The 25,747-nt window shown below is 67.8% G+C and carries 23 protein-coding genes and 1 riboswitch; of the genes, 9 read left to right on the forward strand and 14 right to left on the reverse strand.

Translation table 11 applies throughout. The annotated features are described in order from the left end of the window. Positions 1–243: 243 nt before the first annotated feature. Positions 244–1,149 (reverse strand): DMT family transporter, encoded by a 906-nt coding sequence (locus WKB88_RS07095; protein WP_445818894.1) that lies wholly within the window; start codon positions 1,147–1,149, stop codon positions 244–246. A gap of 136 nt (positions 1,150–1,285) precedes the next feature. Here WKB88_RS07095 and WKB88_RS07100 point away from each other — a divergent pair, with 136 nt between their 5' ends. Continuing rightward, complete coding sequence (locus WKB88_RS07100; protein ID WP_341393842.1) at positions 1,286–1,516, forward strand: RNA-binding S4 domain-containing protein; 231 nt, start codon at positions 1,286–1,288, stop codon at positions 1,514–1,516. A gap of 57 nt (positions 1,517–1,573) precedes the next feature. Here WKB88_RS07100 and WKB88_RS07105 read toward each other — a convergent pair whose 3' ends face one another. After that, positions 1,574–2,224 (reverse strand): alpha/beta hydrolase, encoded by a 651-nt coding sequence (locus tag WKB88_RS07105; RefSeq protein ID WP_341393843.1) that lies wholly within the window; start codon positions 2,222–2,224, stop codon positions 1,574–1,576. A gap of 74 nt (positions 2,225–2,298) precedes the next feature. Here WKB88_RS07105 and WKB88_RS07110 point away from each other — a divergent pair, with 74 nt between their 5' ends. Then, entirely contained in the window at positions 2,299–3,207 is a 909-nt protein-coding gene (locus WKB88_RS07110; protein ID WP_341393844.1) for an SGNH/GDSL hydrolase family protein, read from the forward strand. Positions 3,208–3,345: 138 nt separating this feature from the next. Here the strand turns inward: WKB88_RS07110 and WKB88_RS07115 are convergent, their stop codons facing one another. The 3 genes from WKB88_RS07115 to WKB88_RS07125 are packed head-to-tail and all read right to left on the reverse strand — an operon-like array spanning position 3,346 to position 6,308. Beyond that, a complete protein-coding gene (locus WKB88_RS07115) occupies positions 3,346–3,792 on the reverse strand; it encodes an SRPBCC family protein (protein WP_341393845.1) in 447 nt (148 codons plus the stop codon). 60 nt (positions 3,793–3,852) lie between these two features. After that, a complete protein-coding gene (gene metX, locus WKB88_RS07120; protein WP_341393846.1) occupies positions 3,853–4,983 on the reverse strand; it encodes a homoserine O-acetyltransferase MetX in 1,131 nt (376 codons plus the stop codon). Between the two features lie 8 nt (positions 4,984–4,991). Beyond that, positions 4,992–6,308, reverse strand: a complete 1,317-nt coding sequence (locus WKB88_RS07125; RefSeq protein WP_341393847.1) for a bifunctional o-acetylhomoserine/o-acetylserine sulfhydrylase — start codon at positions 6,306–6,308, stop codon at positions 4,992–4,994. Between the two features lie 69 nt (positions 6,309–6,377). Then, a riboswitch (SAM riboswitch) is annotated at positions 6,378–6,494 on the reverse strand. A 315-nt stretch (positions 6,495–6,809) separates the two neighbouring features. Between WKB88_RS07125 and WKB88_RS07130 the strand changes: the two genes are divergently transcribed. Then, positions 6,810–7,460 (forward strand): VOC family protein, encoded by a 651-nt coding sequence (locus tag WKB88_RS07130; protein WP_341393848.1) that lies wholly within the window; start codon positions 6,810–6,812, stop codon positions 7,458–7,460. A gap of 222 nt (positions 7,461–7,682) precedes the next feature. Beyond that, entirely contained in the window at positions 7,683–8,624 is a 942-nt protein-coding gene (locus WKB88_RS07135) for a hypothetical protein (RefSeq protein ID WP_341393849.1), read from the forward strand. Between the two features lie 90 nt (positions 8,625–8,714). Here WKB88_RS07135 and WKB88_RS07140 read toward each other — a convergent pair whose 3' ends face one another. From WKB88_RS07140 to WKB88_RS07175, 8 genes are all read right to left on the reverse strand, one after another. Further along, the gene (locus tag WKB88_RS07140) at positions 8,715–10,661 is read right to left on the reverse strand and encodes a glycoside hydrolase family 2 protein (protein WP_341393850.1); all 1,947 of its coding nucleotides are present in this window, start codon (positions 10,659–10,661) and stop codon (positions 8,715–8,717) included. Between the two features lie 142 nt (positions 10,662–10,803). Then, complete coding sequence (locus WKB88_RS07145; RefSeq protein ID WP_341393851.1) at positions 10,804–11,592, reverse strand: CPBP family intramembrane glutamic endopeptidase; 789 nt, start codon at positions 11,590–11,592, stop codon at positions 10,804–10,806. A gap of 169 nt (positions 11,593–11,761) precedes the next feature. After that, positions 11,762–13,000 carry an imidazolonepropionase gene (gene hutI / locus WKB88_RS07150; protein WP_341393852.1) on the reverse strand — a complete coding sequence of 413 codons (1,239 nt, stop codon included), beginning with the start codon at positions 12,998–13,000 and terminating at the stop codon, positions 11,762–11,764. Continuing rightward, positions 12,997–14,382 (reverse strand): formimidoylglutamate deiminase, encoded by a 1,386-nt coding sequence (locus WKB88_RS07155; protein WP_341393853.1) that lies wholly within the window; start codon positions 14,380–14,382, stop codon positions 12,997–12,999. The genes hutI and WKB88_RS07155 overlap by 4 nt, the downstream gene beginning before the upstream one ends. Continuing rightward, a complete protein-coding gene (locus WKB88_RS07160; RefSeq protein WP_341393854.1) occupies positions 14,379–15,671 on the reverse strand; it encodes an allantoate amidohydrolase in 1,293 nt (430 codons plus the stop codon). Before WKB88_RS07160 ends, WKB88_RS07155 begins: the two co-directional genes overlap by 4 nt. Before the next feature lie 2 nt (positions 15,672–15,673). Next, positions 15,674–17,047 (reverse strand): YjiH family protein, encoded by a 1,374-nt coding sequence (locus WKB88_RS07165; RefSeq protein WP_341393855.1) that lies wholly within the window; start codon positions 17,045–17,047, stop codon positions 15,674–15,676. Positions 17,048–17,055: 8 nt separating this feature from the next. After that, positions 17,056–18,741: a urocanate hydratase gene (gene hutU / locus WKB88_RS07170; protein WP_341393856.1), complete on the reverse strand. Its 1,686-nt coding sequence runs from the start codon at positions 18,739–18,741 to the stop codon at positions 17,056–17,058. Positions 18,742–18,901: 160 nt separating this feature from the next. Further along, positions 18,902–19,714, reverse strand: a complete 813-nt coding sequence (locus WKB88_RS07175) for an IclR family transcriptional regulator (protein ID WP_341393857.1) — start codon at positions 19,712–19,714, stop codon at positions 18,902–18,904. Positions 19,715–19,872: 158 nt separating this feature from the next. Between WKB88_RS07175 and hutH the strand changes: the two genes are divergently transcribed. From hutH to WKB88_RS07200, 5 genes are all read left to right on the forward strand, one after another. After that, positions 19,873–21,447: a histidine ammonia-lyase gene (gene hutH / locus WKB88_RS07180; protein WP_341393858.1), complete on the forward strand. Its 1,575-nt coding sequence runs from the start codon at positions 19,873–19,875 to the stop codon at positions 21,445–21,447. A gap of 133 nt (positions 21,448–21,580) precedes the next feature. Further along, a complete protein-coding gene (locus tag WKB88_RS07185) occupies positions 21,581–21,880 on the forward strand; it encodes an acylphosphatase (RefSeq protein WP_341393859.1) in 300 nt (99 codons plus the stop codon). A gap of 53 nt (positions 21,881–21,933) precedes the next feature. Then, entirely contained in the window at positions 21,934–22,350 is a 417-nt protein-coding gene (locus WKB88_RS07190) for a hypothetical protein (RefSeq protein WP_341393860.1), read from the forward strand. Next, entirely contained in the window at positions 22,347–23,282 is a 936-nt protein-coding gene (locus tag WKB88_RS07195; RefSeq protein WP_341393861.1) for a ketopantoate reductase family protein, read from the forward strand. The genes WKB88_RS07190 and WKB88_RS07195 overlap by 4 nt, the downstream gene beginning before the upstream one ends. A gap of 87 nt (positions 23,283–23,369) precedes the next feature. Further along, a complete protein-coding gene (locus tag WKB88_RS07200) occupies positions 23,370–24,344 on the forward strand; it encodes a GNAT family N-acetyltransferase (protein ID WP_341393862.1) in 975 nt (324 codons plus the stop codon). 250 nt (positions 24,345–24,594) lie between these two features. On the opposite strand, the gene WKB88_RS07205 is transcribed toward WKB88_RS07200, so the two are convergent. Continuing rightward, positions 24,595–25,572 carry a hypothetical protein gene (locus WKB88_RS07205; protein ID WP_341393863.1) on the reverse strand — a complete coding sequence of 326 codons (978 nt, stop codon included), beginning with the start codon at positions 25,570–25,572 and terminating at the stop codon, positions 24,595–24,597. Between the last annotated feature and the right edge of the window lie 175 nt (positions 25,573–25,747).

The following is a 25,747-nucleotide window of genomic DNA, read 5'->3' on the forward strand; positions in this document are numbered from 1 at the left end:
TGGTACCGCCGTTCTTTCGTGTTTACAGGGCCGCTGGGTGCGGTCCGCTCGTGGTCCCGCCCGCAGTGTTCACCGGCAGGTTGCACGGTGAGGGACTTGCGGAGGGCAAAAGCTACAACTACCAGCTTAAGGCGAGGGAGCCCAAACACTGCTACCGGCCGACGGGACCGGCGCAGTTGGACTGACGGGCACGGCCCGGCAGGTCCCGCTGGCAGCCCGGACGGGATCGGCGGGCCGGCCGGCTCAGCGGCGGCGGAGCACCCCGGGCATGTTCCACGGCAGCGTCGCCAGGACGATGGCCGCCAGAGTCAGCAGAGTTCCCAGCACGGTGGCTGCCACCACAACACTGCCCGGCGCGGGAAGGAAGATGTCCAGCAGCAGCGAGCCGATGAGCTGGCCGCCGATCATGCCCAGGCTCGTCAGCAGCACGCCCAGGCTGCGCACCAGCAGCGCGCTCAGTCCGATGAAGACGCACCCCGTCGGTCCGCCCAGATACAGGTACCACTCCCCCGGCAGCGGCTGGCCGACGCCGGAGACGGCCACCTTCACCAGCCACATCAGGCCAAGCACAGCGGTTCCGGCGATGAAGTTGACCAGCGTGGCGGTGATCGGAGTGCCGTAGTGCATGCCGGTGGTTCCGTTCATGGCCTGCTGGAAGCTCATCAGCATGCCGGCCGTCAGCGGCAGCAGCACCGGAAGCAGCAGGTCGGACGCTTCGGATGTCCCGGCCAGCTTGGGGCTGACGGCCCAGGCGACGGCGGCGATGGTCAGTACGGCGCCCACCACCCGCATCACGGTGAGCGCCTTTTTGCCCGCCGGACCAATGCCCAGGCGGTCCACCACCAGGCCGGTCAGCGTCTGGCCGGCGACGGCGGCAACCGTGAACACGGCAACCCCCAGGACGGCGACGGTCAGGGTTTGGGACAGCACAAAGTAGCCGCCGATGGCTCCGGCCAGCACGTAATAGCGGGGAAAGCGTCGTTCCCGCAGCGCCGGCAGCAGCTGGGCGGCACCGGCACGGCCGCGCGGCAGCAGGACCGAAATCAGGATCATCACCACCAGGCCCACCGAGAAGCTGACCAGCGCCGCGGCCAGGCCGTCGTCGAGCCGTGTCCCGAGTGCTCCGTTGACACGGGACTGCACGGGCATGGCCGCCCCGGCCACGATGGCGAGGGGCAGACCGATCAGGGGATTAAATCGCACGGGGTTTGGCACGAACCAACCCTACGGCAGGCCCGCACCCGTTCCGGAATTGGTGACGGGTGTTGTCGGGCAGAATGGAGGTATGAGTTCCAGTGACCCCCAAGACCTTCCCATCCGCGACGACATGATCCGCCTGGGCCAGCTGCTGAAGCTGGCCAGCCTGGCCGAAGACGGCATCCAGGCCAAGCAACTGATCGAAGACGGCCTGGTCAAGGTCAACGACGCCATTGAGGAGCGCCGCGGCCGGCAGCTGCACCCGGGCGACGTCGTCTCCGTCAACGGCGAAGCGATTCGCATCGTTAAAGAGGACTAGCCCTCACACTCAGCCGGGCCGGCCCCTCTTGGGGGCCGGCCCGCAGGGACGCGCGCCTCAGCCCTTGAGCACCACGTGGGTGAGGAACTCCTTCACGTGTCCCAGTTCCTGCATGTTGATGCCGTGCCCCATGTTCGAATACAGGATCTTGGTTAGAGCCGTGTGCTCATTGAGCCAGGCGTGGGTGAACTCGATGCGCGGCGCATCGATCACCGGATCGGCCTGGTCCCGGCCCCAGAAGAACGGCACCCGGCCGGCCGGAAGCTCCTCGTCCCTGAAGAACGGGTTACCGTCCGCGGGCACCACAAAACCTGAAAGCCCGACGACGGCGGCGAAGTCCGCGGGCCGGTGCCGCAGCAGGGTGCTCGCCACGGCCATTCCCATCGAGAAACCGAGCAGCGAGACGCTGCTGTGCTGTCCACTGACCCCGTCCAGCCAGTCCGAGACATCACTCACGGCGTCGACAACGCTCTGCACGGAGAACTGCGGTTCGTTCATCAGCGGAAACCAGGTGTAGCCGGGGCCCTGGGCCTGCGGCGCACGCACCGACGCGACGGTGAACTCGGAGGGCAGGTAGTCCGCCAGCCCCATCAGGTCTTCCTCGTTGGCGAGGTAACCGTGGAAGAGGACCAGCAGCGGCGTTCCGGCACGCTCGGCTTCGGGCTTGGACCAGAGGACAGTGGGATTCCAGGGAGCGGTTGTAGGCATGATATTCATTTTGGCACGGCCGGTTCCTGAACCTACGGTCGCGTAGCCCGGCCCCTCCTTGGCAGGATGGAGCGGTGACTTCTCCCTCGATGCCCCAGGACAGCTCTTTACCCTCATCGGCCTCCGCCGCCGAAGCGGCCGCCGTCGCCGATTCCGCCGCTGAAGCCGCCGTCGAAGAGCATCAGGTGCATCCCTGGACCCGCTATGTCGCCATGGGCGATTCCTTCACCGAAGGAATCGGTGACCCGAATCCGGACAGCCCCGGCGGCCACCGCGGCTGGGCGGACAGAGTGGCGGAGGAACTGGCCCGCGAGCGGGACGGTTTCGCCTATGCCAACCTCGCCATCCGGGGACGGCTCCTGGACCAGATCATCAGCGAACAGCTGCAGCCCGCACTGGACCTGAAGCCGGACCTGGTGACCATCTGCGCCGGCGGGAATGACGTCATCCGTCCCGGCGGCGACCCGGACAAGCTGGCCGAAAAAATGGACGCCGCGATCGCGCGGCTGGCGGGAAGCGGCGCCACGGTGGTGCTCTTTACCGGCCCCGACTTGGGGACCACCCCGGTGCTGGGCAGTGTCCGGGGCCGCGTGGCCGTTTACAACGAGAACCTGCGCACCATTGCCGCCCGCCACGACATCGTCATCGCTGACATGTGGGCGCTGCGGGAGCTGAGCGCCCGTGAGATGTGGGCGCCGGACCGGCTGCACTTTTCGCCCCTGGGCCACCACACCATTGCCGCCATGGTGCTGGACACCCTCGCCGTCCCGCACACCCTGGAACCGCTGGAACCCAAGCCGCTGCCGGCCAAGAGCTGGCGCACTGCACGCACCGAGGACCTGACGTGGGCCCGCGAATACTTCATGCCGTGGGTGGTGCGCCGGGTGCGGCACCGCTCCTCCGGCGACGGCATTGCCGCCAAGCGTCCCCTCGCCGGGCCGATATTCGGCGGTCCGGGCATGCCCCCGGGTTCGGCCGACTAAGCGGCCGGGTTCTGCCCGGCTATGCCGGAGCTCTGCCGGAGCTCTGCCCGGGCTCTGCCGGAGCTCCGCCGGCTAGCCTGCCGGCTTGTCGGTGCGGTGTCATGGCGGCAAGACTAACACCGCATCATTCAGGAGCAGTCAGCCCCGCGAACCCTTTTCCGCCAGCTGAATGAGCGTCGCCAAATGGTCCGCCCAGGCGCCGGAGTGGGTGCGCGCCACCTCGTCCCCGTCCGCCAGGGTGCCCAGGCCGCTTTCGGTGATGACGACGTCGGTGTAATCGGTTTCGGCGTCCGGGCCCGGAACCGCGTCCAGCAGGAAGCTCACCACCGTGTGGGCGTTCCAGCCGGGTTTGGTCCAGCGGAAGGACAAAAGCCTGTCGCGGGCCACGGCGAGCACGGTGCCCGTGGCGCGCTGCTCACCGCCGTCGTCGGCCGGACCCTGCGCCGCCCGCTCGCTCAGCGGCGACCCGGGACTGGGGGTGAAATCCATGCCGGGCCACCACGCGGCCCGGTTGTCCACCAGTGCATGCCAGAGTTCCGCCGGCGGGCACTGGGCCTGCGCCGCAACCCGAATTGAATCACCCATGTCATTGTTCTTCCACGGCCGGACCGCCTTGGCAAGAGCACCCGTGCGGCTCCGGCGCGCTCACGCTGATCCGAAGAACCGCTTCCTGAGCGGAACACCGATCTGCTCGACGTCGGTAAGGAACCCGTCGTGGCCAATGGGCGCCGTGATGGTGTGCACCTCCACGCTGCCGGGCAGTGCGGCCGCCAGGACCTCGGACTGCTCCGGGAAGTAGAGCCGGTCCGAGTCCACGGCGGCAACAAAGAACTCCGCCGTAACCCCGGCCAGCGCCTGTTCCAGGGAGCCGCGGCCGCGGGCGACGTTGTGGCTCATCAGCGCTTCGGTCAGCACCAAGTAGCTGTTGGCATCGAACCGTTCCACCAGCTTGCGGGCCTGGTGGTCCAGGTAACTCTCCACCGCGTACCGGCCCCGTTCGGCCGGCAGGGCGGAACCCAGCGGGTCCTCCTGCGTCTGCGGCTGGTGCCCAAACCGGTACTCCAGCTCCGGCTCCGAACGGTAGGTGATGTGCGCTATCCGGCGGGCCAGGCCCAGGCCGGCAGTCGGCGTCGGGCCGTTGTAGTAGTCGCCGCCGCTGAAGCGCGGGTCCAGCCGGATGGCCTCAAGCTGCGCCTGTCCAAAGGCGATCTGCTCGGCCGAGCTGGCTGCCGTGCAGGCAATGACGGCGCAGCGCCGCACCCGGTCCGGTTCGGTAACGGCCCATTCCAGGGCCCGCGCCCCGCCCAGCGATCCGCCCAGCACCGTGTGCCAGGACCGGATGCCCAGCTGGTCCGCGAGCCGGGCTTCGGCGCGGACGGAGTCCCGGATGGTGACAAACGGGAAGCGCGATCCCCAGGGCAGGCCCTGCGGATCGGGCGAGGACGGTCCGGTGGAGCCGTAACAGCCGCCGAGCATGTTGACGGCCACCACAAAGAATCGGTTGGTGTCCACGGATTTCCCCGGACCCACCAGCGCGTCCCACCATCCGTCTTCCCCGGTGTCCCCGCGGGCAACATGTGTGCTGCCGGTCAGGGCATGGGCCACCAGGACGGCGTTGGACGCATCGGCGTTGAGCCTGCCCCACGTCTCATAAGCGAGTGTCACCTGCGGCAGGTGCCCGCCGGTTTCCAAATCCAGGCCGCCGATGTGAGCATGGCGCAGCACCCCGTCCCGGGCGGGGGCGGGGTGCTGCGGCACCGTGGACGGCAGGGTCACGCGAATCGCTACGCTCCCTTGGCGGCCCGGAAGCCGGCGTCGAGGTCGGCAATGATGTCGTCAATGTGCTCGATGCCGACGGACAGCCGCACCAGGCCGGGGCTGACCCCCGCGGCGAGCTGGGCTTCGGCCCCCAGCTGGCTGTGCGTGGTCGACGCCGGATGGATCACCAGGGAACGGACGTCGCCCACATTCGCCACATGGGAGTGCAGCTCCAGCGCATCCACGAAGCGCTTCCCCGCCTCGATGCCGCCGGTGATGTCGAAGGAGACAATGGCACCGGTGCCGCGCGGCCCGTACTTGCGACCGCGCTCAAACCACGGGCTGGACTCAAGGCCCGCGTAGGCGACCGAGATGACGTCGTCGTGCGCTTCGAGCCAGTTGGCAACCGCGACGGCGTTGGCCACGTGCCGCTCCACCCGCAGGCTCAGCGTCTCCAGCCCCTGGGCGATGAGGAACGCGTTGAACGGTGAGACGGCCGAGCCGAGGTCGCGGAGCAGCTGCACCCGGGCCTTGAGGATGTAGGCGAGGTTGGCGCCCAGGACGCCGTCGGCGCCCAGGTCCCTGGCGTATACCAGGCCGTTGTAGCTCTCGTCCGGGGTGTTGAACCCGGGGAACTTCTCCGGATCCGCGCCGAAGTCGAAGTTGCCCGAATCGACAATGACACCGGCAATCGAGGTCCCGTGGCCGCCCAGGTATTTCGTGGCCGAATGCACCACAATGTCCGCTCCCCATTCAATGGGCCGGATCAGGTACGGGGTGGACAGGGTGTTGTCCACGATCAGCGGGACGCCGGCCTCATGCGCGACGACGCTGATGCCTTCGATGTCCAGGACGTCCTGGCGCGGGTTGGAGACCACTTCGCCGAAGAACGCCTTGGTGTTGGGCTGCACGGCGCTGCGCCACTGGTCGAGGTTGTCCGGGTCCTGCACAAAGGTGGTCTCGATGCCGAACTTCTTCAGGGTGTGCTTGAAGAGGTTGTAGGTGCCGCCGTACAGGCTGGGGCTGGCGACGATGTGGTCGCCGGCTTCGGCAACGTTCAGGATTGCGAAGGTCTCCGCGGCCTGGCCCGAGGCGAGCAGCAGCGCACCGAGTCCGCCTTCAAGGGACGCGATCCGGTTTTCCACCGCTTCCTGGGTGGGGTTGCCGATTCGTGTGTAGATCGGCGCGAGCTCAGCCAGGGCAAACCGGTTGGCTGCCGCTTCGGCACTGGGAAAGACGAACGACGTCGTCTGGTAGATCGGCAGCGCACGGGCACCGGTGACGGCGTCGGGCTCCTGTCCCACATGGATCTGACGGGTTTCGAAGGACCAGTTTCCTGACATGGCATTGCTCCCTATTGACCAGGGGCCGCATCGAGACTTCTAGCCGGGAAAGAGCCGGCAGCCACGTGTGACCCGCGCTTGCCGTACGCCCGATTGACGTACAGCCAGGTCTTCACCCGGGGCACCCCACCGCGGTTGGAGGGTTGCCGGCCAGCAAGCCGGGGCTATCTGCTGGCACTCATGACCTATTCCCCCAATGAAAACGGATAACCCCGAACCCCGCAACCTCTGTGACGGTTCATTTCCCTGCGTTGCAGCGGCGCTGCTGAGCGGGCAGTACGGCTTACCGTGCTGGGGCACTGGACGACGACGTTCGCCAGGGGCAGGTCATCAATAAGCACATCGTAGATTTTTTGCCAGCGGCCCTGCCCTCAAGAGCAGGGATTCCCGGGCCGTGTTCAGCGGCGGAAAAGCACCCGATCCGCGGGCAGAAAAAGTAAGTACACGCAGTTAGGGTTACCTTGGTCGAGAGGTCGGTCACAACGTGCAATTATGGGCCGCATGCGCTTGGACCATGTATCTTATGCCTGTGAATCCGACGGTCTTTTGGCCACGACCGAGAGGATTGCTTCCGCTCTGGGAGCGGACTTCGTCAAGGGTGGCGTCCACCCCCGTTTCGGCACCCGCAACATGATTCTTCCTCTGGCTAACCACCAGTATGTCGAGGTGGTGGAGGCCCTGAGCCACCCGGCATCAGACAAAGCTCCTTTCGGACAGGCTGTGCGGCAGCGCTCCGAATGCGGCGGCGGCTGGATGGGCTGGTGCGTTGCAGTGGACGATCTGTCTCCGTTTGAAGAGCGCCTAGGCCGCGAGTCGGTCCCGGGCAACCGCAAGTTTCCCGACGGCCAGGAACTGACCTGGCGCCAGATCGGCATCAACGGCCTCATCGCCGACCCCCAGGTGCCCTACATGCTGCGCTGGGACGAGGGCACTGAGCCGCTGCATCCCTCCGCTGCCCTGCCCGGCATGCCCGGTGCCGTGAAGCTGAATTCGCTGACCATTGCCGGATCCGCCGAGCGGGTCACCCGGTGGCTGGGCACGCCGGTTGAAGAGCCGCTGGAAAATGTGGGCGTCACATGGATTTCCCCGAAGGGAACCCCCGGTATCATGTCCGTCACGTTCAATACGGCGAACGGCCTGGTCGAGATTTAGGCTGCGCCGCTCCGGTTTGTCCGGACCCCTCCGGTTTGTCCTGACCCCTCCGGTTTGTCCGGATCCCTCCGCTTTGTCCGGATCCCTCCGGTTTGTCCGGATCCCTCCGGTTTGTCCGGATCCCTCCGCTGCGCAGTGGCAGGGATTCCCCAAACCGGAGGGCTGTCCACAACCGGGCCTCTTGCGCTGGCGGGCGGTCCGCAACCCGTCCAGCCTTGAGGCATGGACCCGGCATTCATTTACTCAGCCGACGCCGAAACCAATGGTACGGACCGGCGTTCCCTGGCGCTGAGCTGCCGATCGGGCAAACTCGTCCGTCTCCGCCCTGGTGTGTACATGCAGGCGGAGGACTGGCGGATTCTGTCTCCCTGGGAACGGGAGCGGGCACGAATCCGGGCCGCTGTCGCCCAGGTGCCGGGGCAGCGCATCCTCATTCAACAATCCGCCGCAATCATCTGGGGACTGCCTGTCATTGGGAAGTCAGCCGAAGTACTGCTGCTGGCCGTTCATCCCACCCATGGCCGACGCCGCGGGGATCTCCGCTGGGCCGAGCGCCGGCTGCTGGAACCGGTCACCGCGTGGGACGGGCTCCCCGTAACTTCCCGTGCGCATACGGTCCTGGACATGGCTGCCTATCTGGACTTCGAGCGTGCAGTCCCTGCCATGGATCATGTTCTTCGCCCGGATCCCGTTCGTGGTCTTCCCGGCCTGGGGAAGGAACACCTTCGCGAGCTGGCGGAGCATTTGCCCGGCCGTCCCAAACAACTCCGGGCGCGGCGGGTTATCGACTTCGCGCAGGCCCTCTCCGAGTCAGCCGGTGAGTCCTACTCCCGGGCCGTGCTGTACCGGCAGGGTTTTCCGGAGCCTGAGCTCCAGCATGAATTCCACACTGCGGCAGGGCGGTTCCGCACTGACTTTTACTGGCCCGGGCACAGGCTCGTCGGGGAGTTCGACGGTGCGGTGAAATACGGAAGCGGCAAAGGAAGCATCGCACCGTCGTGGGATACCCTCCTGCGGGAGAAACGCCGGGAAGACGCCATTCGGGCCACCGGCGTCGGATTTGTCCGCTGGTCCTGGAATGACATCACCCGGCCGCCCCAGCACCCGGAGGGTTTGGTGCAGCGTCTGGTCCGGGCCGGGCTGCCCCGACCTGGCCGCCGCTGATTCCCTCCGCTTTGTGAGAAACCCTCCGCTTTGTGACAATCCCTCCGCTGCGCAGCGGAGCAATGGTGTCAAAGCGGAGGGGAATACCGATCAGTCCCGAAACGTCGGCAGAACAGCGCCGGCCGCCGCCCGGATGAGCCCGGCGTTGAGGTCCCGCACCGTCCCGGCGTCGATCTTCACCACCCGCCGGTCGTAGGTGAGCAGCCCGTTCACCTCGTCCTCCACATCCGTGAGCTGGGTATAGACCGTGGCGGCCAGCCCCTGCGCCACGGCCGGTTCGATCTGCCGCCGGTGCAGCTTTTTATACGCCTGCCGCAGGGCCTCGGGGGTCTTGAAGCGCCGGTACCCGAACTCCTTCTCATTGAAGGTGTGGCCCGGCACGCGCAGGCTGTACCCGCCGTATTCGGAAAGCACGACGGCGCGGCCGTCCCGGAGCCACCCCTTCCGCAGCTTGAACGGCACAAAATAAACGTGCACGCTCTTGAGGTCTCCCCCGCCCTGGTCATGCCAGCCGCTGGCGTGGTCGATGGTCCGGGTGGGGTCGAGTTCGCGCAACAGCTGCGTTGCCGCATTCGCGTCGAACTGGCCCCAACCCTCGTTGAACGGCACCCACACGGCAATCGAGGTGCAGTTGCGCAGCAGCTCGACCGTTGAGCGCAGCTCGCCGCGGAAATCGTCCCGGCCCTGCTCGTCGGAGCGTCCGAAGGCGGCATAGTCACTATCGTCGCGGTGCGGTACGCCAACCGCAGGCGCAGTCACGACCGCGTGCCGGTATGACCGGCCGCCGTTGACCAGGTCCTGCCAGACCAGCATGCCGAGACGGTCGCAGTGGTAGTACCAGCGCAGCGGCTCGATCTTGATGTGTTTGCGCAGCATGGTGAAACCGAGGTCTTTCGCAGCCTGAATGTCGTAGGCCAGCGCCTCATCCGACGGTGCCGTGTACAGCCCGTCCGGCCAGTACCCCTGATCGAGCAGCCCGGCGTGGAAGTAGGGGCGGCCGTTGAGCAGCAGCCGGGTATGGCCGGCATTGTCCGGTCCGACCCCGAAAGTCCGCAGTCCGGTGTAGCTGCTGATGCTGTCCAGTTCCTCACCGGCGCCAGCGTCCCCAGCACCGCCGTCGGCAACCAGCGTCACGGAAACGTCATACAGAAAAGGATCTTCCGGCGTCCACAGACGCGGATTCGGCACCGGAATGCGGGTGGCAGCACCGGGCACGACGACGGCGTCCGCCACAGTGCGACCCCCGGCGGACACGGTGATCACTGCCTGCAGGTCCGGGCCTGTAGATGTCCCTGCCGCGCCGCCCCCACGCGGGGTGCAGCCGTCCACGTGCACGGTGACGGAAACGGAGTCGAGATCCGGCACCAGGTCCAGCCGGGAAATGCTGACTCGCGGCACCGATTCCAGCCAGACCGTCTGCCAGATCCCGGACTGTGCCGTATACCAGATGCCGCCGCGGTCCAGCATCTGCTTGCCCCGGCTGGCGTAGCCGGTGTCGCTGATGTCGCGGACCCGGACGATGATCTCGTGTTCGGTTCCGGCGGCCGCGGCGGCGTCTCCAGCGTCCACGGCGGCGGCGGCGGCCGCGGAGGAACCGGCGCCCGCGGCGTCACGGGTCCCGGCGGCGAGCGCATCGGTGACGTCCAGCGAGAACGGGAGGTATCCGCCGTCGTGCCCTCCCACCTCAACCCCGTTGACGGTGACCGTGCAGCTCTGGTCCACCGCACCGAAGTGCAGCAGCACCCGTTCGCCGGCGAAGCCCTCGGGCAGGCGGAGGCTGCGCCGGTACCAGAGGAGCTGCTGCGGCTGGAGCTGGCGGTTCACGCCGGAGAGCGCAGCCTCGGGGGAAAACGGCACCAGGATCTGCCCGTCCCACTCGCCGTCGGCGGGCGGCGCCTCCCGGCGCGCGGAGGTGATGGCGTACTGCCAGTAGCCGTTGAGGTTGAGGTAGCTGTCGCGGACCAGCTGCGGGCGGGGGTACTCCTGCAGGACGGCATCCGGATCCAGGTCCGCTCCCCAGGGAGTTGTCAGTGTCACGGGGAGACTAGGTCGAGGGTCAGCGCGGATTCATTCATCCGGAGATCCTAGCGTGCCCGGGCGCACGGGCCTCGGCGGCAGGCCGTGGCAGCTGCCCTCAGGCACTGAGTCAGGCACTGACTCAGCCAGGCACGGGCCCGGGTCAGTCGCCGATGCCGATCGCCGGACCGAACAGCGCAAACCCGACAAAACCGGCAATATCCACGAGGGCGTGCGCGATCACCAGCGGCATCACGCGCTTCGTCTTGGTGTAGGCGTAGCCGAAGAGCAGCCCCATCAGGAAGTTTCCGATCCCGGGCCCGATCCCCTGGTACAGGTGGTAGCTGGCACGGATCAGCGCACTGGTGAGGATGATGGCCGGGGTGCTCCAGCCCAGCTGCCGCAGCCGGATAAAGAGATACCCCACCACAATGACTTCCTCGAGCACGGCGTGCCGCAGGGCGGACAGGATCAGCACCGGAAGCGTCCACCAGTAGGTGTCCAGGGCCGCGGGCACCAGAGCGGTGGTGATGCCCAGCGCACGCCCCGCGGCGTATACGCCCAGGGTCCCGACGCCGATGACTGCCGCCAGCCCGAAACCCAGCGCAAAGTCGCGCACCGGTTTGGCGAAGGTGAAGCCGAGGCGCCGGAACACGCTCTTGCCCGGTTCGGTCAGCAGGAACAGCACCAGCGCCACCGGCAGCAGGGAGAAGAAGATTCCCAGCAGCTGGTACACCAGGTCGAACACCGGGTTCTCGTCCAGGACCGGGTTCAGTGTGGTCGTCTGCCCGGCGAGCTGGCCCTCCGCCGCCTTTTCCAGGAGCTCGACGACGGCGTACACCCCTGATCTGCCCAGCGACAGTCCCAGGACAATCAGGATTTCAAAAACGAGCATCTTCCGGGCCCGCGGATCCAGGGTTTCGGCGGGGGCGGAGGGGAAGGCGGCGGGCATGGTCCTATTGTGCCGGGTCAGGAGCGGACCGTTTCGCAGGTGACCTTGGCCATGCCGGTTTTCTCGAACCGCCGTTCGCGCAGAAGCCGCAGGTTGAGCTTGAGCCCGCCGGGAAACACATCTCAATCCTGCCCGGGTACCGGGGGCAAGGGCGGGGCCTCATCCGGCGTCAGCGCACCTGCACACCGGAGCGCCAGACACTGCCGGTCAGCGGCATGCCCGGCCGGTAGGCCAGGTGCGCGGCCGAGGGCGCGTTGAGCAGCTGCAGATCCGCCCGGTGCCCGACGGCGAGCGAGCCCACCGCCCGCTGTCCGTCCCGGTCCGTGCCGGTGTGGACACGCAGGGCGAGCGCTCCGCCGTAGGTTGCCGCACGGAGGGCTTCCTGGACGGTCAGGCCCATCTGCAGCACGGCAGTCGCCACGCAGAAGTTCATCGAGCTGGTGTAGGACGTCCCGGGGTTGCAGTTCGAGGCCAGTGCCACCGGCACACCGGCGTCAAGCAGCCGGCGGGCGTCGGCCAGCGGCGCCCGGGTGGAGAGGTCGCAGGCGGGCAGGCAGGTCGCCACGGTGCCCGGCGTCCCGCCCCCGTCCCAGCCGGACCAGGTGCCGGCGAGCGCGGCGACGTCGTCGTCGGACAGGTAGTTCACGTGGTCCACGCTGGCTGCCCCGAATTCCACGGCCAGCTGCACGCCGGCACCGGGGCCCAGCTGGTTTCCGTGCACCCGCAGTCCGAGCCCGGCCTTCCGGCAGGCAGCCAGCACGCGGCGGGACTGGTCCTCGGTGAAGGCACCCTTTTCACAGAAGACGTCCGCCCACTGCACGTACGGCAGGACGGCGTCGAGCATGTCGGTGCAGACCAGGTCGGTGTACTGGTCGGCGTCCACGCCGTTGGGCACCAGGTGCGCGCCCAGGAACGTCACCTGGTCGGCCACACCGGAGGCGATGCGCGCATGCCGCCGCTCCTCCTCTAGGTTCAGCCCGTATCCGGTCTTGGTTTCCAGGTAGGTGGTTCCGCCCGCGGCTGCTTCGGCAACGCGCGCCAGCAGCAGCCGGGTCAGGTCATAGTCCGAGGCCCCCCGCGTAGCCTCCGTGGTGACGGCAATCCCGCCGGCGGCGTAGGACTGCCCGGTCATCCGGGCCTCGAACTCGGCGCTGCGGTCCCCAGCGAACACCAGGTGCGTGTGTGAATCCACCCAGCCCGGCAGCCCGGCCCGGCCGCCGGCGTCAACCACCGCATCGGCGGACGGAGCGTCGGCGGCGGCGCCGATCCAGCTGATCCGCTCGCCTTCGAACAGCACCGCTGCACGGTGAAGGACGGAAGCCGCCGCCCCATCGGTGTAGTCCTGGGTGGAAAGTTCGCCGATGTTGGTGATCAGCGTGGAAGCGGTCTGGGGTGTTGCCGTACTCATGGTTGCGGAATTCCTTCCGGGTCGGTGGTGCGGGCGGCGTCAACCGCGGCGACGGCGGCGGCCAGCAGGGCAGCCGGATCGCCGAGGGTTGCGTGCCGGCCGCTGCGGGACAGGACACGGCCACCGACGACGACGGTATGCACGTCTGCTGCGGTGGCCGACAGGGCCAGCTGCCCGGGACGGGACCCGGCGGTGCGGATGCTCGCCGGATCCACGCACATCAGGTCGCACACGGCGCCGGCTTCCAACCCGGTGCGCGTGCGCCCCTGGGCGCGGGCTCCGGCGTCGGACGCTGCGGCGTGCAGGTCGGCGGGCGTGAAGCGGCCGCGCTCCCCCGAGGAAAGCCGCTCGCCGTGCTCCAGTGCCCGCATTTCCAGGAAGGGATCGACGACGGCGTGCTGGTCGGTTCCCAGCGCAATCCGGGCACCCGCTGCCTGCAGCCGGGCTGCGGGGCCGATCCCGTCGGCCAGGTCCGCCTCGGTGGTGGGGCACATGACCACGGTGGCGCCGGCTTCGCCCAGGGCCGCGATGTCTTCACCGCTCAGGTGGGTGGCGTGCACGGCGGAGAGCCGCCGGGTCAGCAGCCCGTGTTTGTGCAGCAGCATCGTAGGGGTCAGGCCGGTGGCCTGTACGCAGGCGTCGTTCTCGGCGGGCTGTTCGGAGAGGTGGATGTGCAGTGGAAGATCCGCCGGCAGGCCGGCCGCGATGACCTGCAGGTCAGCTTCCGGGACGCCGCGCACCGAGTGCAGTGCCGCCCCCACGCTCACCTGTGCCGGATCGAACTCCCCGGCGACGGTCTTCCGCAGCGAAGCCAGCCGGTCCAGCCAGCCCCGGGCGTCGCGGTCTCCGAAGCGCTGCTGCCGGTCATTCAGCGGAACCCCGAACCCGCCGGCCAGGTAGCAGGTGTCCAGCAGGGTCAGCCGGATGCCGGCCGATACGGCGGCGCGGGCCAGCGCCCGTTCCATGGCATGCTCGCCCGGGTCCTCCCCGCCGTAGGCGCTGCCGTCCGGCCGGTGGTGGACGTAGTGGAACTCTGCGACGGACGTGAATCCTGTGACCACCATTTCGGCGAACACGGCGGTGGCGAGCTGCTCATACAGCTCCGGCGTCAGGGCACCGGCTGCCTCGTACATTTGCTCGCGCCAGGTCCAGAAGGTGCCGCCGCCGTCGTGCGTGCGGCCGCGCAGGACGCGGTGGAAGGCGTGGGAATGCGCGTTCGACGCCGCCGGAAAGGTCACGCCGGACAGCCGGGAGTCGCCGTCCCGGGCCGGCACTCCGGTTTCCGACCGGGTGACCAGCCCGGCGTCGTCGACCTCCAGCCGGACGCCGTCCGCCACCTCTCCGTTCACCCAGCCCTGCTCACACCAGAACGCGCGGGTCACAGCAGGTCCTGCAGCACGTCCGCCAGGGCCAGGACGCCCGTATCGGCATCCCAGTCCTCCACGTATTCCTCCGGGGAGTGGCTGATGCCAGAGGGGTTGCGGACAAACAGCATGCCGGTGGGCACGCGGGCCGCCAGCACTCCGGCGTCGTGCCCGGCTCCGGTGGCGAGGACCGGCGCATCCGGAACGGTGCGGGTTGCTGACTGTTCCAGGGAACGCTGCAGCGCCGGGTCGAAGTGGACCGTGCCGGAGAGTGACTCCTCGGTCAGCTGCACGCTGCAGCCTTCAAACGCGGCGATCTTCTGGGCCTGGCCGTGGATTTTCTCGACCAGGGCAGCCGTGACGGCGTCGTCCGGATGCCGCACGTCCAGCCAGAGGTCCACCCGCGAAGCAATGACGTTGGTGCCGCCGGGCACCGGCTCCAGCCGGCCCACGGTGGCACGGGCCCCGGCCTGCGCGGCGGCGGTCTGGCGCACGGCCACGATCAGCTGCGCCGCAGCGACCATGGGGTCGGATCTGTCCGCCATCAGGGTGGTGCCGGCGTGGTTGCCCTGCCCCGAGATCGTGAAGCGCCACCGGCCGTGGCCCAGGACGGAACCGCCCACCGCGACGGCGGGCCCGCGTCCGGCGGAGTCGGTGAACTCTTCGGTGTTCAGCCCTCGGCCCTGCTCCACGTGCAGTTCCACGAAGTCCCCGATGAGGCCCAGTGCGGCGTCGTCGCGTCCCATCAGATCAGGGTCAAGGCCGTTGGCCCGGGAGACGTCGGCGAAGGTGTTGCCGTCCGCATCGCGCAGGGACAGGGCCTTGCGCGGGTCGATCGCACCGGCCAGCAGGCGGGAGCCGAGGCAGGCAACACCAAAGCGCGAACCTTCCTCTTCCGGGAACACCGCGACGGCGAGCGCCCGGTTCCGGAGCAGGGTCCCGTCGTTTTCCCGGGCCTGCAGGATGTCCACGGCGGCGAGAGCGCTCGCCACACCCAGCGGACCGTCGAAGGCGCCGCCGCCGGGAACGGAATCCAGATGGGAACCGGTCACCAGGGCGCCCCGGCGTTCCGGTGCGGACGGCCCGGTGCCGGTCCCGCTGCCGGGCAGGTCCCACCAGGCCCAGAGGATCCCGTTGCGGTCCGTCTCCACGGCCAGGCCGCGGCGGGCGGCCTCCGCTGCGAACCACTCGCGCAGCTCCAGTTCGGCGGCGGAGTACACCGGGCGGGAGTAGCCGCCCCGGCGGCTGTCGCGTCCGGTGTCAGTCAGGGCGGCCATGAGGGTGTTGACGCTTGTTGTGTTCACCATGTCTATGTTCCCACCAGCAGGAACGCCACCGGCGTCGTAATGATCAGGCTCAGTGCCACCCGCTCGGCCCAGATAACCAGCAGATGCCACACCTTGATCGGAATCCGGGTGGCCAGGACGCACGGCACCAGTGCGGAGAAGAAGATGATCGCCGAAACGCACACCACGGCGATGACCAGCCGGAGCACCTCGGACTCGTGCCCGGCGACCACGGTGGCCGGCAGGAACATCTCGGCAATGCCGACGGCGGAGGCCTTGGCCGCCAGCATTGGATCCGGCAGCTGCAGCACCAGAGTGAGGGGGTAGAAGAGGTATCCAAGCCAGTCGAACACCGGGGTGAAACGGGCCAGCAGCAGCCCGATCAGGCCCACGGACATGATCGAGGGCAGGATGGCCATGGACATGAGCACGCCGTCACGGACATTGTGCACGATGTTCCGGCCCAGCCGCGGCGCTGTTTGCAGGGCCGCCCGCGCCTCGTTCCACGCCGCCGCGCCGCGGTTGCCGGTGACCTTAGCTTCCGGCTGGGGCGTCACACCGGGGTAGTAGTCATCCGGAATCCGGCTGAGCGGCGGAATGCGCACCGTGATGGCCGTAACCAGGAAGGTGACGGCGAAGGTGAGGAAAAAGTACGGCAGCCACAGGTGCATGATGTCCAGGGTTTTCGCGACGATCAGCATGAAGGTGACGGACACGGTGGAGAAGCCCGTGGCAATGATCGATGCTTCGCGCGCCGTGTAGCGTCCGCTCTGGTAGACCCGGTCGGTGATCAGCAGGCCCAGGGAGTAGCTGCCCACGAAGGAGGCGACGGCGTCAACCGCCGAGCGTCCCGGCGTGCGCCAGACGGGACGCATGATCGGCTGAACCAGGACACCGACAAACTCCATCAGTCCGTAACCCACCAGCAGGGCCAGAAAGATGGCTCCGATCGGAACAATGAACCCCACCGGGATGACCAGCTTGTCGTACAGGAACGGTCCGAGGTCGGGGTCGAAGAACCACTGCGGGCCGACGCCGAAAACCAGCATGGCCCCGGCGATGAGTCCAATGATGTTCAGCAGCGCGAAGGTCCGCTTCAGCGGAGATTCCCGCCACCTCCCGCTCGCGAACGGATACACGGTACCGGCCAGAATCAGGGCCAGAGCCACATACCGGGTGGCGCCGCCCAGCCCGCCGGTGATCCAGGTGACCAGGTGGTCCAGCGGAATGGTGTTCCTGCCCCCGAGGGTGATCGGAATGAAGAACATGAAGATGCCGATGCCGCTGTACACGAAGAACCGCCAGGCGCCGGTCTGCCTTCCTGAGGCCTCGGTCGTGGCGGAGCCTGCTGCGGAGGGACCTGCTGCGGTGCCGGGACTGTGGTGGGACGGTTCCATCGGGATCCTTACTCTTCCATCGGAATGCGGATGCCGCGCTCGGCGGCGACGTCGGAGGCCCGCCGGTAGCCGGCGTCGGCGTGGCGGATCACACCGGTGCCCGGGTCATTGGTCAGCAGCCGCTCCAGCTTGCGGGCCGCCAGCTCGGTTCCGTCGGCCACCGACACCTGTCCGGCATGGATGGAACGGCCAATGCCCACGCCGCCGCCGTGGTGGATCGAGACCCAGGTGGCCCCGGAGGCGGTGTTCAGCATCGCGTTGAGCAGCGGCCAGTCGGCAACGGCGTCGGAGCCGTCCGCCATGGCCTCGGTTTCGCGGTAGGGCGAGGCAACGGAGCCGGAGTCCAGGTGGTCGCGGCCGATGACGATCGGGGCGCTGACCCTGCCCTCAGCCACGAGCCGGTTGAACAGCAGACCGGCTTTGGCCCGGTCGCCGTAGCCCAGCCAGCAGATCCGTGCCGGCAGCCCTTCAAACTCAACGTGCTCCGCGGCGGCGTCCAGCCATCGGTGCAGGCGGGCGTTGTCCGGAAACAGCTCTTTCATTGCGGCGTCGGTGACGGCAATGTCCTGCGGGTCCCCGGAGAGCGCCACCCAGCGGAACGGGCCCATCCCCTCGCAGAACAGCGGACGGATGTAGGCGGGAACAAAGCCCGGGAACTCAAAGGCCCGGTCGAATCCGCCCTGCCGTGCCTCGTCGCGGATGGAGTTGCCGTAGTCGAAGACCTCGGCCCCGGCGTCCTGGAAGCCGACCATGGCCGCCACCTGGCGGGCCATGGATTCGCGGGCTTTCTTGGTGAAGCCCTCGGGGTCGGCTGCGGCTTCGGCCTTCCACCGGTCCACGGGAATCCCGGCCGGCAGGTAGCTCAGCGGATCGTGGGCCGAGGTCTGGTCGGTGACGATGTCCACGGTGATTTCCCCGGCCGTCTGCCGGCGCAGCAGTTCCTCGAACACCTCTGCGGCGTTGCCCACCAGGCCCACCGAGAGTGCGCGCTTCTCGGCCTTGGCCGCCATCACCTTGGCGACGGCGGCATCCAGATCGGTTTCCACCTCATGGAGGTAGCGCTTGCCGGCGCGGCGGCGCAGCCGGGTCTCGTCGACGTCGACAATGAGAACCGCTCCCCCGTTCAGGGTCACGGCCAGCGGCTGTGCCCCGCCCATGCCGCCGCAGCCGCCGGTCAGGGTGAGGGTGCCGGCCAGGGTGGCGTTTTCGTCGTCGAACAGTTTCCGTGCCACGGCCCCGAAGGTCTCATAGGTGCCCTGCAGGATGCCCTGGGTGCCGATGTAAATCCAGGAACCGGCTGTCATCTGTCCGTACATCATCAGCCCCTCGGCCTCCAGCCGCCGGAACTCCGGCCAGGTGGCCCAGTCCCCCACCAGATTGGAGTTGGCCAGCAGGACCCGCGGCGCCCACTCGTTGGTGCGGAACACGCCCACGGGTTTGCCAGACTGGACCAGCAGGGTTTCGTCGTCCTCCAGCGTGGCCAGGGTCCGGGTGATCGCATCGTAGGCCTCCCAGCTGCGGGCCGCCCGGCCGGTGCCGCCGTAGACCACCAGATCCTCGGGGCGCTCGGCCACTTCGGGGTCCAGGTTGTTCATAAGCATGCGCAGGGGTGCTTCGGTCTGCCAGCTTTTAGCCGTCAGGGAGGTGCCGCGGGCGGCCCGGATGCTGCGGGAAGGATCGGAGGTAGTAGCCATGTTCCGACCGTAGCCGCGGCATGTTTCCCGCGAGTGAACTCCATCACACTGTCTGGCATCCCAGACAGGTCCTGTGCCGCAGGCCCCGTATTCAGGGCCGATAGGGGTAGTCGGGGCAGAGGGGCGGTGCCGCCCGCTTGGTCCGGCTTTGCGTCGCTGTTTACGCGCCCGGTACCGGCTGAGCGCCCAGCCTGCGGGAGATTTCAGCGGCACAGCGAACCATTTCCGGAAGCCACTGATCAGCGAATTCGCCGATCTTCCGGCCCGCCGGACCCGTTGCCGACCCGCCCGGCACCGCATTCGGCGCAGTCACCGTGACACTGGCTACCGCGCGTCCGGACCGGTCCAGGACCGCCGCCGCCAGGGAGGAAAAACCGTCGGTGACTTCGTTCTCCTCCCACGCATAGCCCAGGCCCCGCACCTGTTCCAGCAGGGTGGGCAGACCGGGCCCGGCCCCGCGGCCGGAGCGGACGGACTCGGGCTCGGGGTACAGCGCCCGCAGCTGGACCTCGGTCATGCGCGCGAGCATGGCCCGTCCGCTGGCGGTGCGGTGGGCCGGAAGCCGGACACCGGCGTCAGTCACCAGCGGCTGCTGCTTCGGTGCACGCTCCTCGATCACATAGATCACATCGGTGCCCTGCAGGACCGTCAGGTGCGCGGTCAGCCGGGTCCGCGCCACCAGCTGGCGCAGCGGAAAACGCGCAATGCGCTGCAGCGGCGCCTGACGGGCGTACCCGGTGCCGAGCTCATGCGCCGTTGCTCCCAGCGCATACTTGCGTTCCTCCGGCAGGTGCACGGCGAAGCCGTCCGCCACCAGGGCCGCAAGCAGGTGGTAGGTGGTGGAGCGGGGCAGTGACAGGTCCCGGGCGACGGCGGTGGCGCTGACCGGCCCCGCCTGCCTTCCGAGGTAGCGCAGAATCGACAGGACCTGCGCGGCGGCCGGAACCTGGATGCGGGAATAGGAGGCTGGCATGCCCAGATCCTAGGGCACTGTCTGGTATCCCAGAAACGGAATCAGCAAAGAGAGTAGGCTCGGCGCTGTTTGGATGCTCAGATGGAAGTCTCGGCGGATTATTGCCGCTGCAGGACAGCAACAGGTTCGGAGAGGGATCTCCGCGATGACGGGGAGAAATGAAGACTACTGAAATGGCCGGTACGGCAGTTGACCTGGGGGTCGGTCCGCTGACCGCGGAAGAGATCGTCGCCGTCGCCCGGCACGGCGCCGCTGTGGCGCTGTCCCCCTCCGCCCTGACCGCGATGGAGTCCTCCCGCGGGGTCATCGAGGAACTCGCGGCCGACGACAAACCGCACTACGGGGTGTCCACCGGCTTCGGCGCGCTGGCCGTCAAGCAGATCGTTCCGGAACAGCGCCGGCAGCTGCAGCGTTCGCTCATCCGCAGCCACGCGGCGTCGTCGGGAGCCGAGGTGGACCGCGAAGTGATCCGCGCCCTGATGCTGAACCGGCTCGCCACCCTGGCCACCGGCCGCACCGGCGTCCGGCCCGCCGTCGCCCTGGCCTATGCCGGGCTCCTCAACGCCGGCATCACGCCCGTCGTCGGCGAGTACGGCTCGCTGGGCTGCTCCGGCGATCTGGCTCCCCTCTCGCACTGTGCCCTGGCCCTGATGGGTGAAGGCGAAGTGCGCAACGCCGACGGCGCACTGGTCCCCGCGGCGGCAGCCCTGGCCGCCGCCGGGCTGGAGGCCGTGGAACTGCAGGAGAAGGAGGGCCTGGCCCTGATCAACGGCACCGACGGAATGCTGGGCATGCTCACGCTCGCCAACGCCGACCTGCGCCGGCTGCTGGCCACCGCCGACCTTGCCGCGGCAATGAGCGTGGAGGGACTGCTTGGCAGCGACGCAGTGTTTGCGGCGGATCTGCAGGCCCTGCGGCCGCAGCCCGGGCAGGGCGAATCCGCAGCGAACATCCGTGCCGTGCTGGCCGGATCGGCGCTGATCGAAGAGCAGAAAACCGGCGGGTTCACCCGGGTCCAGGACGCCTACTCGCTGCGCTGCGCACCGCAGGTCCACGGCGCCGCCCGGTCCACGCTTTTGCACGCGGAAAACGTTGCGGACTGTGAGCGCGCCTCGGCCATCGACAACCCGGTGGTGACCCTTGACGGCCGGCTGGAGTCAAACGGCAACTTCCACGGTGCACCCGTGGGCTACGTGCTGGATTTCCTGGCTATCGCCGTCGCCGACGTCGCGTCCATGAGCGAACGTCGCACCGACCGTTTCCTGGACCGCAACCGCAGCCACGGTCTCAACGCCTTCCTGGCGTTCGATCCGGGCGTGGACTCCGGCCACATGATTGCCCAGTACACGCAGGCCGGAATCGTGTCCGAGCTCAAGCGGCTGGCCGTGCCGGCGTCGGTGGATTCGATTCCGTCCTCGGCCATGCAGGAGGACCACGTTTCTATGGGCTGGGCCGCCGGCCTGAAGCTGCGCCGGTCCATCGACGGCCTGGCCCGGGTCCTGGCGATCGAACTGCTCACGTCCGCGCGTGCACTGGACATGCGCGACGGCGGCCTGGACAGTGCCCGCAGCGCCCCTGCGGTCACGGCGGTGCGGGCTGCCCTGCGCGCCGTCGTTCCCGGACCGGGTCCGGACCGGTACCTGGCGCCGGAGATCGAGGCTGCACGGCTGCTGGTGGCCGACGGTTCCCTGCTGGCTGCTGCCGGCGCCGTGCTGGGCGGACCGCTGCTCTAAGCCCGGCCGCCCGGCCCGTTCGGCTTGGCGCCGTTCGGCCTGGCGCCGTCGCCTGCTAAAGATCCTCTTCCCGGAGGTTGGGGCCGCACAGCTGCTGCTGACGCCGTGCCGGGCAGGCCGCTACTCTGGCCTGATGATGCCTTCGGATTCAGGTTCGCTCCCGGCCCGCCGCCTAACTGCCCGGATCACCGGGGAGGTGCAGGCGGTGGGGTTCCGCTACCGGACACTGCAGCAGGCCATGCGGCTAGGACTCACGGGGGTGGTGTCCAACAGTCCGGACGGGTCGGTGCACGTGGTGGCCGAAGGGCCGCAGCCTGCGGTTGACGGGCTGCGGGAGTGGCTCGGGTCCCCCGCCGCGCCCGGCACCGTCCGCGGCATCGAGGAGGCCTTCTCCGATGCCACGGGCGAGTTTCCCGACTTCACCACCGGGTAGGGCACCAGCGCGCCCCGAGGCCTAGCAGCCGCGGGGATGCGAGGATTCGGGGTGTGGACGCAGATCAGGAATTTGTCAGGTACCAGGCACGGAATCCCAACCGGCGCGGAGTTCGAGTGGGCATCTTCGGCTTGGCCAACGGGCTGGCCCGGGAGGGGCTGCTGAAGGATGAGGATTACCGGTGGTGGGCCGCTGCCAACGCCTGGTATGACGCCGCCTACCCGGATCCGAACACTGTTGATCCCGCCGTTTACGACCGCGGAATAAACCCCTGTGCCCAGGCTTGGTTCAAAACGACGGCCGGGCACCTGCTGGCCCGAATACCCGGCTACCTCGGCCTTCTGGACCGCTACGGAATCGATTGGGAGGAATCCCGTTCCCGTGACCCGGGGGAAGCCCTCTACGAAGATGATGTCCAAGTGGTGGTCAACCCCTACCGGGTGGCCGCAGCAGGAAGGCAGCAGCCATGAAGATCGGGATCATCGGTGCCGGCGGCGTCGGCGCCTACTTTGCCGCAGCCCTGTCCGCCGCAGGACAGGACGTCCACCTCCTTGTCACTCCCCGCCACCTTGAGCCGCTGAGGAAGCAAGGGATACGGGTCACCGGCGGCGACGGACGCGACGAGCTGGTCCCCGTTGCCGGCGCCGCAACGGATGCTGCGGCGATTGGGGAATGCGACGCTGTCATCCTCGCCTGCAAAGCCGGCCACGTCCGCGATGTCATGAAAACTGCGTTGCCCCTCCTCGGCCCCGCCACCCCGGTGCTCCCCCTGCAGAACGGGGTCACCGCCGCCGGGCAGATCACGGCCGCCGCCGGCCCCGGGCATGCACTGGGCGGTTTGTGCATGATCATCTCGTACCTCGTTGAACCGGGACATGTCCACCACGTTGGCGGGCAGCCCGCCGTCCTCGGCGAACTCGACGGCGCACCTGCGCCGCGGGTGCAGGCCCTCGCGGACGCACTGTCCTCAGCCGGCATCAGGACCCGGATTTCCGGGGACATCAGCTCTGACCTGTGGCGGAAATTCATGCTCATCACGTCCTACGGAGGCGTGGGAGCGCTGTGCCGCAAGAGCGTCGGGGAAACCCGCAGCCATCCGCCCACCCGGGCACTGGTCCGGGACGCCATGCGCGAAGTAGCCGCCGTCGCCACGGCCGCCGGTGCAGCACTCACGGATGACGATGTCCGCTCAACCATGGACCAGTACGACGCCTTCGCGCCCGAGAGCACCGCGTCCATGCAGCGTGACCTCATCGCAGGGCGCCCCTCCGAGCTTGAGGAACAGAACGGTGCCCTGGTCCGCATCGCCGCCCAGTACAACGTGCCGGTGCCTATCCATACCACCATCTACCGGGCCCTGAGCATCCTCGATCCCGCCGGGCAGCACAGCGGCATCGCCTAGACGCAGCGGTGCTTTTCACTTATGGAGGAGGACGCGGCATCTCGAGCCGTACGGGAACATGTGCCCGGGAAGTCGTAGGGTGAGCCCATGGAAATTCATCCCCTGGATGTCGGCAACGACCGCGTTATGTCTGCTGCCTATGCCATTGAATGCGCAGCCAACCAACGCGTCCGGCCCGGGTGGAGACCGCTTGGCGAGGACGCCCGGATACTGGGGTGGCGCTCCGGTAACGGATGGACCAACACTTTGCTCGGGGCCTGGGACGGGACAGTGTTGCTTGGCTTCGCCGCAGGGATGACCGCAGATGATGCTGCGGACACGACCTGGATCTTCGTCTGGGTGGAGCCAAAATACCAAAACGCAGGCGTCGGCTCGGCCCTGGCACGCGCAGCTGAGGCCGCCAGTCCGCCCACCGCTAAGAGGTTCGTCGCCAGCGCCTACCGTCCGGAACCGGCCGCCATAGACGCGCTGACCCGGCGCTTCTCGGAGCCGATGGGCTACGCGGCCGCAACAACCGAAACCGTGGTGGAACTGGATCTGCTCACAGCCCCGGTGGCGTCAAAGGCACCGGCCGGCTATGACATCTGCACCTACGTCAACGGTGTTCCGGAGCGGTACCGCACACAGGTGGGACAGATTAAGGGCCTGGTGGATGCCGAGGCCCCCAACGGCGACCTGGCGTGGAATGAAACTCCCGTGTCACCGGCGGAATATGCGGCCGAAATGGCCCTCTGGACGGCCCAGGGGTACACAGTTTTTGAAACCCTGGCAGTGGACTGCACGGGAAACGTGGCCGCCTGGACCTGTTTGCTCGCCGGATCCGATGCCGAACGCCCGGCACAGATTGAGGGGACACTCGTCCTTGGCGGACACCGTGGCCGAGGTCTGGGAGCAGCGGTCAAACGTGCCTGCCTGAAGCAGGCCAAGGAAACCGCCGCCGTGGAGAAAGTCCGAACGAGCAGCGATGACACCAACACCTGGATGCGCTCCATCAACGCCCAACTCGGCTTCCTCCCGGTGGAGGTCGAAGTCATCCTGCAGAAGGAACGCGGTCCGAGGTAAGAGCCGGTGGCCCAGGCAAGGGGCCGGTGGCCCAGGGAACGTGAGCGGAACCGGGCAAAGAAAAACGCCGGCAGACTATGGGTTGGTTGGGGGAAACAACCCTAGTCTGCCGGCGCCGGATAGGTCACTACTCTATCCATTCATCACTCGCACCCTTATGAGGTATCTCCTACGATAGTGGCCCCTGCTGGGCGGAGACTGTAGGAAAGCTGGCAACTCCCTGAACGCCGCCGCGGGGTATTACTACAGGTCAGGACGCACGCAGGCGGCTGTCCGGAACATGGTGCTCCCGCGGCTGCGGCAGCGCGTTGCTGGAGGCCAGCACCAGCGAAGGACGCGGAAGCTTGGACGGTGCGCTGCAGGCCATGTCCGCCGGGCCGACGGGTCCGGCGGAACTCTCCTTGACGCCCGGCTGCTTCTTCCCGGACGTACGGTCCGCAGAACTGCCGCTCCGTTTGGCGGAGGATGTTTTCGATCCATTGTTGTTGGTGGTCCGGCCTTTTGCCTGGGCCGTGCCTTTTGCCTGCGTGCTTTTCACCTGGGACGACTTCGGTGACGATTTTGCCCCCGGTGCGGATTTGGATCCCGACTTCCCCGAACCGGTTTTCGCCGGTGCATTCTTGCCCGCGCCGGGCTTCGCCGCTGCCGACCTGTTGGCGACCGTTTTGCCCGGTGCCGACTTGGGCGCGGATTTGGAGACCGGCTTGGCCTGAGCAGGCTTCTGCTTCGATGCCGATGCCCCCTGCTTTTCCTGGGCCAGCTTCTGAACAGCCTGCTTTTTCTGAGCCGGCTGAACGGGCTGCTCCCGCACTGCGGCCTTGGCAGCGGCGGGCTGTGCCGTGGTTTCGGCGGCAGGAGCCGGTGCGGCAGGACGAACAGTCCGCGGGCTGGCGGGAGAGTACTGCGGGCGGCCGGTGGCTGCAGGCGGGCGCAGGGCTGCAAGCAGCTCTTCGGTAGCGGAGCGGGTTGTATCAATGAAGACCGCGGCTGCCGCGTCCTCCGGCGACGTCTCGGTCCGCTTGATGGCCGAATTCTTGACCACACGGTAAACGGCCGCGATGACCGCGATCAGTGCGGCGCCCGTCCCGTAAATCAGCACCAGGGCCAGGATCATAGAAGTTGTCCCGCCGGAAAAGAAACCGATCCCCGTTATTGCCATGATCAGCCACACGCTGGAAATGACGGTAATAGCGGTTCGAACTTTTACGTAGAGCGGACGATGCTGCACGCCAACCAACTGTGACGGCAATATATCTGGCACTGGGACAGACCTTTCAAGCAAAAAAGGTGGATCAAAAAGAGGAGGAAGCCTGCTCGGCTTTGTCCTTCAACTTTAGGCACCGGAGGCCGGAAAAAAGACCATACGCGCCCCCCTCAGCCAATTCGTTACGCAGCAGAGGTGA

Source organism: Arthrobacter sp. G119Y2, from assembly GCF_038069765.1.
Taxonomy (GTDB): domain Bacteria; phylum Actinomycetota; class Actinomycetes; order Actinomycetales; family Micrococcaceae; genus Arthrobacter_B.

Excerpts from the sequence above, each read along its gene's own strand:
- WKB88_RS07095 (WP_445818894.1), bottom strand. The coding sequence starts at position 1,149 with ATGCCCGTGCAGTCCCGTGTCAACGGAGCACTCGGGACACGGCTCGAC.
- WKB88_RS07100 (WP_341393842.1), top strand. The coding sequence starts at position 1,286 with ATGAGTTCCAGTGACCCCCAAGACCTTCCCATCCGCGACGACATGATC.
- WKB88_RS07105 (WP_341393843.1), bottom strand. The coding sequence starts at position 2,224 with ATGCCTACAACCGCTCCCTGGAATCCCACTGTCCTCTGGTCCAAGCCC.
- WKB88_RS07115 (WP_341393845.1), bottom strand. The coding sequence starts at position 3,792 with ATGGGTGATTCAATTCGGGTTGCGGCGCAGGCCCAGTGCCCGCCGGCG.
- WKB88_RS07125 (WP_341393847.1), bottom strand. The coding sequence starts at position 6,308 with ATGTCAGGAAACTGGTCCTTCGAAACCCGTCAGATCCATGTGGGACAG.
- WKB88_RS07130 (WP_341393848.1), top strand. The coding sequence starts at position 6,810 with ATGCGCTTGGACCATGTATCTTATGCCTGTGAATCCGACGGTCTTTTG.
- WKB88_RS07135 (WP_341393849.1), top strand. The coding sequence starts at position 7,683 with ATGGACCCGGCATTCATTTACTCAGCCGACGCCGAAACCAATGGTACG.
- WKB88_RS07145 (WP_341393851.1), bottom strand. The coding sequence starts at position 11,592 with ATGCCCGCCGCCTTCCCCTCCGCCCCCGCCGAAACCCTGGATCCGCGG.
- hutI (WP_341393852.1), bottom strand. The coding sequence starts at position 13,000 with ATGAGTACGGCAACACCCCAGACCGCTTCCACGCTGATCACCAACATC.
- WKB88_RS07160 (WP_341393854.1), bottom strand. The coding sequence starts at position 15,671 with ATGGTGAACACAACAAGCGTCAACACCCTCATGGCCGCCCTGACTGAC.
- WKB88_RS07165 (WP_341393855.1), bottom strand. The coding sequence starts at position 17,047 with ATGGAACCGTCCCACCACAGTCCCGGCACCGCAGCAGGTCCCTCCGCA.
- hutU (WP_341393856.1), bottom strand. The coding sequence starts at position 18,741 with ATGGCTACTACCTCCGATCCTTCCCGCAGCATCCGGGCCGCCCGCGGC.
- WKB88_RS07175 (WP_341393857.1), bottom strand. The coding sequence starts at position 19,714 with ATGCCAGCCTCCTATTCCCGCATCCAGGTTCCGGCCGCCGCGCAGGTC.
- hutH (WP_341393858.1), top strand. The coding sequence starts at position 19,873 with ATGAAGACTACTGAAATGGCCGGTACGGCAGTTGACCTGGGGGTCGGT.
- WKB88_RS07185 (WP_341393859.1), top strand. The coding sequence starts at position 21,581 with ATGATGCCTTCGGATTCAGGTTCGCTCCCGGCCCGCCGCCTAACTGCC.
- WKB88_RS07195 (WP_341393861.1), top strand. The coding sequence starts at position 22,347 with ATGAAGATCGGGATCATCGGTGCCGGCGGCGTCGGCGCCTACTTTGCC.
- WKB88_RS07200 (WP_341393862.1), top strand. The coding sequence starts at position 23,370 with ATGGAAATTCATCCCCTGGATGTCGGCAACGACCGCGTTATGTCTGCT.